The organism is Gluconobacter sp. GP1 (genome assembly GCF_032913585.1).
In the GTDB taxonomy this organism is placed as follows: Bacteria; Pseudomonadota; Alphaproteobacteria; order Acetobacterales; family Acetobacteraceae; genus Gluconobacter; species Gluconobacter cerinus.
Genome location: NZ_JASGXC010000007.1, coordinates 71,534 through 84,545, shown reverse-complemented (window position 1 = coordinate 84,545; position 13,012 = coordinate 71,534). Strand labels below are relative to the sequence as shown.

Below are 13,012 nucleotides of genomic sequence, written 5' to 3'. Positions count from 1 at the left end.
CGCTCCTGTGAAGATCTGTTAGTGTGAGGTCGGCCCTCGTCCATCCGGGAAAAGCGGCGTGACCGGGAGAGACAGCATGACGGCCGGTTCAGAAGTAGCGCAAGCCAGCGGCAACGCTCTTCCTCCTTCGATCGTGCATCAGATCAGAACAGCCCTTGAAGACTTCTCGGAGCATCTTCTGGCTTTGGCGGTCAGTCTGGGCGGTGGAGCTGCTGCTCTGGTTCTCCGTGACCATGATCGGGAGTGGGTTATTGTCTCTGGTGGAGACAGTCACTTTCTTGCCGAGCTTGAAGGTCAAAATCCTGAGACAGTTTGCCGTCTTCCCGTTTATGAAAGCTCTCCTGAAGTCTGGCTGTGTGTCAGGCAGAAAACGCCAGGTCTGGAGAATGTGCAGGCTCTTTGCGCGCGCCATATTGCCAGGTCATTTCCCGTGGCAGACGGCTCCGGAGTGGCCAGTCAGCTTCATCGGCTGGATCGGCGTATCAGAAGAATGGCCGAAGCCGCGGAGATGGGTTTTTTCCGCTGTAATCTGACGCGTCGGCTTCTGTTTGGAGATGAGCGCTTTGCCCAGATCTGGGGGCTTCCTCCCGAACTGCTGATGCAGGGGCTTTCGCTGGAAGATGCATATGCCTGCCTCCACCCAGATGACCGCGCCGCATATGAAAGTGTTGCAGAAGACGAACTGCGGGAAGAGGGCACTTTCGAATTCCGTTTCCGCATCGTGGTCTCACATGCGCAGGGTCCGACAATGGTGCGGCATCTGCTTATTCGTGGCTGGCGGGATGATGATCGGCCGGGTCACGATGATCTGTGCTCTGTCGGCGTGGTCATGGATGTTTCAAACGCCTCGGCCGTGGCTGAAGCACTCAGATCCAGCGAAGCCTTTACCCACCTTCTTCTCTCCAGTTCGCCAGATTGCATTCATATTCTGGACATGGATGGGTGCATCCGGTTCATCAATGCAGGTGGCATCGAGGCAATGGAACTCGACAGCCCGATTATCCTGCATGGTGTTCCCTGGGTTGATCTGTGGCGGGGGCAGGCCCGCATCATGGCGACTCAGGCCGTCAAAACGGCACTGGGTGGAGAGGCGGGACGCTTTCAGGGGTATGCCAATACCATGCGGGGAAACCGCCGCTTCTGGGATGTGGCCGTTACGCCGATTTTCGGAGAAGACGGAGACGTCCAGAGGCTTCTGGCGACGGGGCGTGATCTGACGGAAGTCAATCAATCCAGTCTTCGGCTCCAGCTTGCACTGGATGCAGGCGCCATTGCCGGAACATGGATGTGGGATGACAATTCTTCTCTCGTGATCGGGGATACCCGTCTGGCTGAAACGCTGGGACTTGATGCAAAAGCGCTGGAGCAGGGCGTTCCTGTTACGGCGTTCTATGCTGCTATCGAGCAGGAAGATCAGGGGCGCGTTGCGGCCGCCATCACAAACGCCCTCCACACAGGGGGGCGATGCGATTTCGAATTCCGTGTCCACACACCAGCCGGCCCGCGATGGTTTGAAGGGAATGGGCGTTGCGATCTGACTGAAGACGGGCGACCGCTCCGTTTTCCCGGCATCGTGCTGGATATTGATCACAGCAAAAGACAGGCCCTCCGTCAGGCAGCCCTGGTGGAGCTTGGAGATCGCCTGAGGGCACTGGAAAACGCTGATGAGATGGAAGGCGTCGCAGCGCAGATCCTGTGTCGCGAACTTTCCGTAAGCTGCGCCGCCTACGGAACCGTCGATGAGGCGGGAACGGGTCTGCTGATTGGTGCAATGCGGACAGTGACGCTGGGGTCAGGCAGTCATGTTCAACGTCAGGCGTCTATCCGCGGGTTCCATGCCTTCCGCGACTATGGCGATTATGGCCCTCTGTTGGCTCGCGGGCGTACTGTCGCAATTTCAGATGTGCGTCTGGATACTTTGACGCTTAAGCGTGTCGAACGCTTTGAAACCCTCAACATTCGCGCGCTTTTGAATGTGCCCCTGTTCAAGTTTGGCAGGCTCGTGGGTGTGATGTGCGTGTATTCCACTGTTCCGCATGTCTGGACGGAAGAAGAAATTGTCTTCACCCGCGCTGTGGCGGATCGCACCCATGCTGCCATGCGCCAGGCCAAGACCCAGCAGGAATTGCGTGAAATGAACGTCATGCTGGAGGAGCGAATCCGCCAGCGAACGCGGGAACGTGACCGCCTCTGGACCATCGCCAAAGACCTGTTCGTTATCATCAGCCGAAGTGGTCACTACATGGCTGTCAGTCCCTCCTGGTTGCGGGCGCTGGGCTACACACAGGAAGGTTTGATCGGGCTGAGGATTGAAGCCCTGTGTCACCCGGATGATCAGGGCGCCGTTTGTGAAGCTTTTGATCGGGTTCGACACAGCACGCCGTGGTCCGACGTCGCGCTGGACGTGCGGATGAAGCACCGGAACGGTACATGGCGGCTCTATAACTGGAACTTTAATAATGAAGGTGACACCATTTACGGTGTTGGCCGTGATGTCACCGAGCGCAATGATCTGGAAGAGCAGTTGCGCCAGTCCCAGAAAATGGAAGCCGTTGGCCAGCTAACGGGTGGTCTCGCACATGACTTCAACAATCTGCTTGCGGGAATAGGTGGAAGTCTTGAGCTGCTTGAGACCCGACTGACGCAAGGCCGCACCATTGGTCTTGATCGCTATATCACGGCGTCGCAGGACGCGGTGCGACGTGCGGCCTCACTGACGCACCGTCTGTTAGCCTTTTCGCGTCGGCAGCCTTTGGACCCCGTGCCGACAGATGTGAATGGTCTGGTCAGCGGTCTGGAGACCCTTCTTCGCGGAAGCGTTGGCCCACTGGTGTCTATTCAGTTTGATCTGCAGCCAGGAATCTGGACGACACGGGTCGATGCCAACCAGCTTGAGAACGCCGTGCTTAATCTCTGTATCAATGCACGTGATGCGATGCGAGAGAGCGGCGGGACCATACGGATCGTGAGCGCTAATACATCTTTAGGATCTGTGGCCAGCCACGAAGCTGGGGTGCCTGTTGGTGACTACGTGCTTTTGAAGGTTGAGGACAACGGCTGTGGGATGGCGGAAGAAACCCTGCAACGGGCGTTTGATCCGTTTTTTACGACCAAGCCTCTAGGGAAAGGGACGGGCCTGGGGTTGAGCATGATTTACGGTTTTGCCCGTCAGTCTGGTGGGCAAGCCCAGATCAGGTCCCGGCCGGGAGACGGAACGTCTGTCAGCCTCTGGCTCCCCCGCTACAGCGGGCCTGCCACTGTGTTACCGGCAGATGTTCCGGACGGTGATATCCTGACAAAAACGGCGTCAGTACGGTTGGCTGGAAAGCTGGTGCTGATTGTGGATGACGAGGAAGCCGTGCGCCTCATTGTCAGTGACGTTGTCGGCGATCTGGGTGCAAAAGTTCTGACAGCAGAGGACGGTATTTCAGCTCTGGAATTGTCAGATCGTTTTTCGAACGGCGTTCAGCCAAGCGTGATGATTACGGATATTGGTATGCCAGGGGGCATGAACGGGCGGCAACTCGCTGCGCGCATGAGAGACAGATTTCCCGATCTGAAAATTCTGTTCATTACCGGCTATGCGGAGCAGAATATTCTGGATGAAGGGCTGCTTGAACCAGGCTGTGCTCTGCTTGTGAAACCGTTCAGCACAGAAGCTCTGGCCCGCAAGCTTTCACAGCTGGTGGTGCCAGCCTGAACTCAGCCCGCCGATCAGGCGTTTGATATGTAAGAACAAGATTTGAAAAGGAATTTCTGATGAACGATGAGGTGCCATATCTGGATAACCAGACAAGAATTACACTGAACGATGGCCGGGTCATTCCGCAGCTCGGGCTGGGCGTCTGGAAGACGCCCCCTGAAGAAACAGCAACGGTTGTGCGGGAGGCTGTGAAGCTCGGATATCATTCTGTCGATACAGCGCGTCTTTATCGGAACGAAGATGGCGTTGGTGAAGCTCTGGCGGATTATCCTGAGGTATTCGTGACGACGAAGGTCTGGAATGACGAGCAGGGCTACGACAGTACGCTGCGTGCCTATGAGGAGAGCTGCCGGCTGCTGCGCCGTCCGGTTCTGGATATGTATCTCATTCACTGGCCGATGCCGGAGCAGGGGCAGTATGTGGAAACATGGAAGGCACTCGTGACCTTGCAAAAGGAGGGGCGCGTGAAGTCCATTGGAGTGTCCAACTTCGAGCCGGACCATCTCTCGCGTATTATGGATGCAACTGGCGTCGTTCCGGCGGTCAACCAGATTGAGCTTCATCCATTTTTCCAGCAGAAGGCGCTCCGTGCCTTTAACGAACAGCACAATATCCGCACGGAATCATGGCGCCCGCTCGGGAAAGGGCAGGTGCTGGATAACGCGACGATTGGGGAGGTTGCCCGGAGTGTTGGTCGGACACCCGCTCAGGTCATTATCCGCTGGCATCTTCAGAACGGTCTGATCGTGATCCCGAAATCAGCGAACCCAAAGAGACTGGCTGAAAATCTGGACGTCTTCGACTTCACCCTCACGGAGAGTGACATGGCAGCGATTGAAAAACTTGATCGCGAAGATGGCCGTATGGGCGCGCATCCGATGACTGCCCGTTTCTGAAAAAAGAGAGCGTCCAGCGGTTCCCTGGCTTCTGGTGACGGTCAGAGTTCTCCTGTAATGGTGCCGGAACCAAAAATTCCGACGATGGCAGGAGAGTTGTCATGACGACACTGAATGAGCAGGACTTTCGCCGGGCGATGTCCCATTTCGCAACGGGTGTCGCAGTTGTGACCGCCAAGGGAAGCGAAGGCGAACAGGGCGCAACCATCAGCGCCCTGACATCGGTTTCTCTTGATCCGCTCCTGCTTCTGATCTGCCTGCATCGCGGCAGCTCGACTTATAAAGCGATTGCTGAAGCCGGGCGTTTTGGTCTGAGCATCCTGAACAACAGCCACAAGGATGTGGCTATGCTGTTTGCCAGCCGAACGGCGGACAAATTCGGGTCAGACGTTGTAGTGCGAGCTGAAGATGGCACAGCCTTCATCGATGGCGCGCTGGTGCAGATGCATTGCGAACTCGTCGAGACGTTCCAAGGTGGCACGCATGCGTTGTTTATGGCGAAGCCCACGTCCATCACCGTTCGTGATGAAGCCCCATTACTGTACTTCCAGGGTCAGTTGGGAATTGAAGCGTAACCATTCGCCTGCTTTGGTTACAGGGATATGACCTGTAGGTCATGATCTGAAAAAGTGATGGAAATTTCGAAGCTTTTTTCGAAATTCCTCATTTTTCGTTGTTGAGAATAATTATCATTAGTGTTATCTCCGCGCTCGCTTTTCGGAGATTTTGTGATGCGGGTACGGTCGTGTCTTATTCCCTGTGCAACGATGTTGCTGGGGCTGCCTTCGGGTCTGGTGCTTGCGCAGGAGCCGGAGAAAGAACGTCCGAGGCATTATCAGCACCCACCTTCTGGACGCGAAAAAGCTGCTGAGCATTCCAGACATGCGGGTCATTCCCCCGAACTGTCACGGGAAGAACGTCTAGAAGTGAAGGGCAGTCATGTCGGATTGCTAGCGGCTGGCGGAAATGCTGCGACCAAGACATCCACGCCACTTGAAGACGTGCCCCAGAACCTGACCGTCATTACGCAGGCCCGCATGACGATGCTGAACGCCCGGAGTATTTCCGAAGCAGTTCGCTATGCGGCTGGTGTGTCCGATTATGGCTCCAAGGATGACCCACGCGGCTATTTCGGAACGATCCGTGGATTTTCGCCTGATATTTACCTTGATGGCACACGGACGCCGGACGCGACGACGTCTTTTTCTTACAGCATTGAGCCGTGGGGCCTTGAGGAGATGGACGTGCTGCGTGGTGCCTCGTCCGCGCTGTATGGGTCGGGACAGCTTGGCGGCATTATCAATGCTGTCAGCAAACGCCCGCGGTTGAATCAGCAGAATCAGGTGACATTCCAGACCGGGTCTTACAGTCGTGTTCAGGGCGCAGCAGATGTGGGTGGAGCGTTGAACGCCTCCAAGACACTCCTGTGGCGCTTCAACGGATTGATCCGAAAATCCGACACGTATGCCAAGAACATCAAGAACAATGAGATTTACGTCGCGCCTTCCGTCAGCTGGCGGCCGGACAGCAAGACGGATTTTACGATCCTTGCCAGTTATGAGCAGGTCGATGGCGGGTCTACGTCCCAGTTTCTTCCCGCAAACGGAACGCTTTATGCGAGCCCATACGGCTATATTGCGCGCAATTTCCTGAACAGCGATGCAGACTATGATGTTTACTCAAAGCGCCAGGTTTCCATTGGCTACAGCTTCACACGTCATCTGACGCCCAACTGGACCATCAGTCAGAACATGCGTTACGCGCATATTGATGCGTCATACCGATATGTGACGGCTGTTGCCCTGTCTGCTGACCAGAGAACTCTGACGCGTCAGGCTCTGCTGCAATCCTCAAACTATAACAATGTCACGCTGGATACGCGCTCAAACCTGAAGCTCAGGACGGGGCCTGTTCACCATGAGTTACTGGTCGGTGTGGATTTTCGCAGTGACTTCATGGCGTTCCGTCGTGGGCAAAAGACAGCGCCCTCTCTTGATCTGTACAATCCCGTTTACAATCCGATTTCCTGGCCGACCTACGGTACGACCACCAATACAAACGAGACAGAAACACAGACAGGCCTTTACGCGCAGGAACAGGCAGACTGGCATCGCTTTTACCTGACGCTTTCTGGCCGTGAGGATTTCACGCAAAGCCTGACGGTCAATAATCGGACCGGGGAGCAGACCCCTCAGCAGAACAATGCCTTCACCGGGCGTGTTGGGTTGCTTTACAAATCCGCCATCGGTCTGGCGCCGTATGTGTCTTATGCAACGTCTTTTCAGCCGCAGGTTGGAACGACACGTGAGAACACGCCTTTTCTGCCGACACGCGGACGGCAGATCGAAGCTGGCCTGAAATACAAGCCACCACATGGCACGCCCTGGGGCGAAGATTTCATGTTAACGGCTGACTTCTTCAATCTGGTCGAAAGCAATGTTCTGACGACTGACCCAGCTGATTCGACCTATGACATTCAGACGGGCGAACAGAGAACACGGGGGTTCGAGGCGGAAGGCGTGGGTCGACTTCCTTACAAGATCGATATGCTGGCGTCTTTCACCTATCAGGACCCTCGCATCACGAAGACGACCGTCGCGGCCCAGAAAAACCAGCGTCCAGTGGCCATCCCATCTCATATGGCATCCCTGTTCCTGAAGCGTGATTTCCATCTGGCCCGAAACTGGGTGACGGGTTTGGGCGCTGGTGTGCGCTATACGGGCAACACGGCAGGCGCACTTCCTGCGACCTTTACGGTTCCAAGCCAGCTTGTCTGGGATTTGCAGGCGCACATCGATTATCAGCGCTTCGGAATTCAGTTCAACGGCACCAATATTGCAAACCGCCACTACGTCGCCGCATGTACGCGCTCGGTTGCTTGTGCGTGGGCGCCGGGGCGGGCAGTCTTCGTCACTCTGTCTTATCGTTGGTGAGCGACCGGTGGTGTTCGAACTCCTTTCTGTAGTCCTGACAAGTCTCGCGGCTGGACTGTTTTACCTGTCTGTACCGTCTCAGTGTCTGCTGCGCCGCTCTCTTTCGCCGCGTGAGGGCTTATTGCCGGGGCTGCTCAGCCTGTTGGCTGCTGTGGCGGTGATGAGCCTGAGAATGCATTTTCTGACCGCACTGCTGATCGTCGGAACCGTGCTGATGCTGGCGTGTATTCTGCTGCCTCTGACATTGGCGATTTTTAGGCCTCAGGGGCGCACATTGTGAGTGGTACGACGCAGCCCAAGCCATTGGATGGCACAGGATGGATCGGGAAGGTGTTGGCTGGACTGATACTCGGCGCGGCGCTCGCGATCGGTCTGATGGGCATCCTGGGGCTGCTGTTTCACGCCGATGCCCAGCTTAAAACCGCAGCATCCCAGATTTTGCGATGGTTTCCCGGGCCTGTCTGGGGGCTCGTGGTGGCATTTTCTTTCCTGTTCCGCTCACCCCGTCAGGCATGGCTGACGCTGGTTGTGGTCAATGCCGTGGTGTGGGTCCTGTTTTTCCTGCTGCATGGTGTCATGGCATGAAGATTCGCGGAGATGTCGTTCGGCTTTACCGGAATGTTCATAGCTGGGTGGGCATTATGGCAGGGCTGTTCCTGTTCATCGCCTTTTACGCAGGCGGCATGACGATGTTTGAATTGCCGCTGGGGAACTGGGCCTCTCGCACAGCTACGTTGCCAGCCCCGGTTCCGGCTGATCGCCTGTCCGAACTGGTGCAGAAGGCCGAGACGGTAGATCCGTCCATGATTGCCAACCATACTGTGGTTTTGCATCCGGATGAGACCAGTCCATCGAGCCTCATGTGGGTTGTCTCATCAGACAGGGACCATGGGCCTGCACGGACAGTTTATGCAGGTCTGGCCGCAGATGGCACACTCGTTACCCAGACGAGAACACCCTCGCAGGTCGGGTATTTCCTCAACATCCTGCATCAAAGAATAGGCCTTCCCTTGAACCGGGAATATGGGCGCCTCATTATGGGGATTGTGGCGCTTTTGTATGCTGTGGCTCTCGTGTCGGGCACGATTGTTCTGCTGCCCTCTCTGGTCCGTAATCTCTTTGCCGTCAGACTGACCGAAAATCTGCGCCGCATGTGGCTCGATTTTCATACATTGCTGGGTGTTTGCTCGCTGCCGTTTCACATCGTGATGGCTGCAACGGCTGCTGGGTTTGCATTTCATCAGCCCATCATGGCGTTGGAGAAAACCCTGTTTCTGCCAGCAGTGTCCGCACATCCGCCTCAGAAAAATCACTCGCACCAGGGTGACCGGCCTCAGGCACTTCTTGAGCCACTGGCGATTGTCGATGCCTTCCGAAAGCAGGTTCCGGGGCTTGAGCCGGACACGCTGGCCTATTCCAGCCGGGGCGGGAAGCTGTCTTTGCACGTGACGGTACAGGATGCGGCGCAGATCAGCCGGCGACCGGATGGTGGGTATGGCGAGGTCAATCCTTACACAGGGCGCCTGATCTCAACTGATTTTCTGCCCAACCATCAGAAGCCGGCATTCCAGGCCCTCACGTTGATCTACGCTCTGCATTTCGGGACTTACGGAGGGTGGCTGATCCGGTGGGGCTATGCTGTTTTGGGGTTTGGTGGAGCTTTCCTGTTTTACTCAGGCAATCAGCTCTGGATCTCATCGCGCAGGCGCCGTGACCGCTCGGCGGGTTTGATGGAAGACAGCTTTGGAACGCGCTGCCTCTCGGCTCTGACAACAGGCTGCATGATTGGCTGCGTCAGCGGTGTATCCGCAGTTCTTGCTGCCGCGCCTTTCTTGCCAGAAGGAGGCCACTACCAGGCAGCTGAGGCCCTGTTTTACGCGGTCTTTTTCATCTGCCTCACTGTCGCTGCGTGTTGGGGCGGAACGAAAAGTCTTCGTCCCCTTCTAACTGTTGCTGGCGTGCTGACCCTGCTGATTCCCCTGACAGACATGACACGATCTCTGACGTCGGGAGAGGTTACGTCCTTGGCTGCGAGTGTGGATGGTGTGGCGCTTGTTTATGGAGTGGTTCTCATTGTGCTGGCCCTCAGAAAGAGCCCGCACAGGCGGACTGAAATACGCATCCCGGTTACATCATAAGGGGGACGGTAAGCTCCACATTTCCACGGCCGTATCAACCGCCTGCGCAACTGGAAACAGCCGCGAGGGGGCCGCCCCGACATGGCCATGTTGCAGCATGGCCTGCCCATCTAGCTTTGCCCCGATGGCCGGAAAGCGCTCCACATTCGTTTGCGGCATGCGGAACCGGACCCAACGACGTTCTTCATCCACCGGCAGAGCAGTTCCGTCTTCAAACGTGGGACCGTGCGGATCTGAGAGGCGTTCCGCCAGATGAAGCGCCGTACAGGTTTCCCAGCCTGTGCCGATCATCAGCACGTAAGCGCCGCACTGGTTCAGAACCGCGAGAGGGGAAACAACGCCAAACGGGTCTTCGAGAGGCTGGCTGGAGAGGATGTCTGCAGCCCGTGGCCCCCGGGCTGTAAAGGAAACCTGCGGATGCAGGCTTCGGAGCGTTCCAGGCCACGTGCGGAAGGTCTCGGCAACGGTGCCAACGCCCCGCGTGGAGGTTGTGCGGGGATCGAACGCTGGCATGCTGGCCCGAATGGTGTCCCACCAGGTCTGTGGAACGGGTGGATCACACCATCCGGCGGGATCGCTCAGGTCCGAAGACTGCGCAGGCATGACAATCGTGCCTTCCGGCCCCACAACCTGAAGAAGAGCCTCAATAACACTTCTGGCCCCGCCACAGATCCAGCCAATACGGCTCATGGCCGTATGAACCAGAACCGTCATGCCGGGTTCAAGGCCAATCCGTCTGAAATCAACCGCCAGCCGTGCCTGGGTGACAGGCCCGCGGGCACGGGCAATGGCAGCCGCTTCAGTCATGTCTCAGCCACGGCCCCGATAGCCGGGAACGTCCTGTGAAGGAATCCAGACGCCTGCTGGCGGTTCACCTGTCTGCCAGAAGACATCGATTGGAATGCCGCCGCGGGGGTACCAGTAGGCTCCGATGCGCAGCCATTCCGGATCGAGCAGTTCGACAAGGCGTTCGGCAATCGCAACGGAACAATCCTCGTGGAAAGCGCCGTGATTGCGGAAGCTGGTCAGGTACAGCTTGAGAGACTTGCTCTCCACAATCCATTTGCTCGGGATGTAATCGATGACGATGTGCGCGAAGTCCGGCTGGCCTGTCACGGGGCAAAGAGATGTGAACTCCGGTGCCGTGAAGCGCACGACGTATTTGCGACCCTGATGAGGGGAGGGCACACGCTCCAGAACGGCTTCTTCCGGGCTGTTTGCGGCAGGCGTGTTACGGCCAAGCTGGCTCAGGGCGTCAGTTCCCGGGGCGGAAGGCCCGGTTGGATGATGGTCGGACATGGTGGATTCTTCTCGCGGAAAGACTGTGTTTTCCGAAGATGTGGACCAGCTTTGCGCCTCACTCAACCCGGCCCCTTTACGAAAAGACTGCGACAGAGTTTGCATATTCGCGGGATTCGGTGCAGAAGACGGCGCAAATTCTCATCTTCGATGCACCGTCTGGAAGACCAAATGGAAATCCGTAACATCGCCATCATCGCGCACGTCGATCATGGCAAAACCACGCTGGTTGACGCGCTCCTCAAGCAGTCCGGCTCTTTCCGCGAGAACCAGCACGTTGCTGATCGCGCGATGGACAGCAATGACCTCGAACGCGAGCGTGGCATCACCATTCTTGCCAAGTGCACGTCCGTTGTCTGGAAAGACTCGCGTATCAACATCATTGATACGCCGGGCCATGCTGACTTCGGTGGCGAAGTCGAGCGTATCCTGAGCATGGTGGATGGCGCGATCATCCTCGTTGACGCCGCTGAAGGTGCTCTGCCGCAGACGAAGTTCGTTCTGGGCAAGGCTCTGGCCCGTGGCATCCGCCCGATCGTGGTCGTGAACAAGATCGACCGTAGCGACGCGCGTCCGGACGAAGTGCACGAAGAAATCTTCGATCTGTTCGCATCCCTGGGCGCTGACGAGCACCAGCTCGACTTCCCGATGCTGTACGCTTCCGGCCGTCAGGGCTGGGCTGATCTTGAGCTGGACGGACCGAAGAAGGACCTGTCCCCGCTGTTCGATCTGGTTCTGCGCCACGTCCCGACGCCAAACGTCGACAAGGATGCGCCTTTCGGCATGGTTGCAACCATCCTTGAGAGCGACAACTTCCTTGGTCGTATCCTGACGGGTCGTATCGATCAGGGCCGTGCGAAGGTGAACATGCCGGTTCGCGTGCTGCGTCCGGACGGAACGGTTGTTGAAACCGGCCGTCTGACCAAGCTGCTGTCTTTCCGTGGTCTGGACCGCGTGCCGGTTGATGAAGCCGAAGCTGGTGACATCGTGGCCGTTGCTGGTCTGTCCGAAGCAACGATTCCGGATACGATTGCTGACCCGTCCATCAGCGAGCCGCTGCCGTCCCGCCCGGTTGATCCGCCGACCCTGTCCATGACCTTCCGTATCAACGATGGTCCGCTGGGTGGCCGTGAAGGCAAGAAGGTCACGTCCCGTCAGATCCGTGACCGTCTTTTCAAGGAAACCGAAGGCAACGTGGCCATTAAGGTTACGGAAAGCCCGGAAAGCGAAGCTTTTGAAGTTGCCGGTCGTGGTGAACTTCAGCTTGGCGTTCTGATCGAGCAGATGCGTCGTGAAGGCTTTGAGCTGACGATCGGTCGTCCGCGCGTTCTCTTCCGTGAAAACGAAGAGACCGGCGATCGTGAAGAGCCGTTCGAAGAAGTTCTGGTCGACGTTGATGAGCCATATTCCGGTGTTGTCGTCGAAAAAATGTCCCTGCGTAAGGGTGTGATGCAGGACATGCGTCCGTCCGGCGGTGGCAAGGTTCGTCTGACGTTCCTGATCCCGTCCCGTGGCCTGATCGGCTATCACGGTGAGTTCCTGACCGACACGCGCGGTACGGGCCTCATGAACCGTCTGTTCCATGGTTATCTGCCGTATGTCGGCACGATCGAAGGACGCCGTAACGGCTCGCTGATCTCCGCTGAAGACGGCCAGACAACGCAGTATGCTCTGTTCGCCCTTCAGGATCGTGGCACGATGTTCGTGGACGCTGGCGAGAAGATTTACACAGGTATGATCCTGGGTGAGCACTCCCGCGAGAACGATCTGGACATCAATGCGGTCCGTGAAAAGAAGCTGACCAACATGCGTGCGTCCGGCAAGGACGAAGCCCTGCTTCTGACGCCGCCGCGCCGTATGAGCCTTGAGCAGGCCATCGCCTACATTGAAGACGATGAGCTGGTTGAAGTGACGCCGTCCGCCATTCGTATCCGTAAGCGTTACCTGGATCCGAACGAGCGTAAGCGCGCTTCCAAGAGCCGCGAAAGCTGATCTTTCCCCTCAGGGAATAGATTTCGAAGAACGCGCACCGGGTTTCCGGTG

Annotated in this window: 10 protein-coding genes; 8 read left to right on the top strand and 2 right to left on the bottom strand. The window is 57.1% G+C overall.

Going from position 1 to position 13,012, the window contains the following annotated elements:
- Positions 1-76: 76 nt before the first annotated feature.
- From R5H23_RS14275 to R5H23_RS14245, 7 genes are all read left to right on the top strand, one after another.
- Positions 77-3,700 (top strand): PAS domain-containing protein, encoded by a 3,624-nt coding sequence (locus tag R5H23_RS14275; RefSeq protein ID WP_317215849.1) that lies wholly within the window; start codon positions 77-79, stop codon positions 3,698-3,700.
- 59 nt (positions 3,701-3,759) lie between these two features.
- Positions 3,760-4,599: an aldo/keto reductase gene (locus R5H23_RS14270; RefSeq protein ID WP_408874359.1), complete on the top strand. Its 840-nt coding sequence runs from the start codon at positions 3,760-3,762 to the stop codon at positions 4,597-4,599.
- 101 nt (positions 4,600-4,700) lie between these two features.
- Positions 4,701-5,174, top strand: coding sequence for a flavin reductase family protein (locus R5H23_RS14265; protein WP_046900185.1), 474 nt, complete (start codon positions 4,701-4,703; stop codon positions 5,172-5,174).
- A 156-nt stretch (positions 5,175-5,330) separates the two neighbouring features.
- Positions 5,331-7,532, top strand: a complete 2,202-nt coding sequence (locus R5H23_RS14260) for a TonB-dependent siderophore receptor (RefSeq protein WP_317215848.1) — start codon at positions 5,331-5,333, stop codon at positions 7,530-7,532.
- 7 nt (positions 7,533-7,539) lie between these two features.
- Positions 7,540-7,812 carry a hypothetical protein gene (locus R5H23_RS14255; protein ID WP_317215847.1) on the top strand — a complete coding sequence of 91 codons (273 nt, stop codon included), beginning with the start codon at positions 7,540-7,542 and terminating at the stop codon, positions 7,810-7,812.
- Complete coding sequence (locus tag R5H23_RS14250) at positions 7,809-8,117, top strand: hypothetical protein (RefSeq protein WP_317215846.1); 309 nt, start codon at positions 7,809-7,811, stop codon at positions 8,115-8,117. The genes R5H23_RS14255 and R5H23_RS14250 overlap by 4 nt, the downstream gene beginning before the upstream one ends.
- Positions 8,114-9,670 carry a PepSY-associated TM helix domain-containing protein gene (locus R5H23_RS14245; RefSeq protein ID WP_317215845.1) on the top strand — a complete coding sequence of 519 codons (1,557 nt, stop codon included), beginning with the start codon at positions 8,114-8,116 and terminating at the stop codon, positions 9,668-9,670. Before R5H23_RS14250 ends, R5H23_RS14245 begins: the two co-directional genes overlap by 4 nt.
- On the opposite strand, the gene R5H23_RS14240 is transcribed toward R5H23_RS14245, so the two are convergent.
- Together R5H23_RS14240 and queF are read right to left on the bottom strand one after the other, a co-directional pair.
- Positions 9,665-10,477: an AAC(3) family N-acetyltransferase gene (locus R5H23_RS14240; protein ID WP_317215844.1), complete on the bottom strand. Its 813-nt coding sequence runs from the start codon at positions 10,475-10,477 to the stop codon at positions 9,665-9,667. The two genes, R5H23_RS14245 and R5H23_RS14240, sit on opposite strands and share 6 nt — an antisense overlap.
- Positions 10,478-10,480: 3 nt before the next feature.
- Positions 10,481-10,969, bottom strand: coding sequence for a preQ(1) synthase (gene queF, locus R5H23_RS14235; RefSeq protein WP_046900909.1), 489 nt, complete (start codon positions 10,967-10,969; stop codon positions 10,481-10,483).
- Positions 10,970-11,140: 171 nt separating this feature from the next.
- Here queF and typA point away from each other — a divergent pair, with 171 nt between their 5' ends.
- The gene (gene typA, locus R5H23_RS14230; protein ID WP_086634249.1) at positions 11,141-12,961 is read left to right on the top strand and encodes a translational GTPase TypA; all 1,821 of its coding nucleotides are present in this window, start codon (positions 11,141-11,143) and stop codon (positions 12,959-12,961) included.
- The last annotated feature ends 51 nt before the right edge of the window (positions 12,962-13,012 follow it).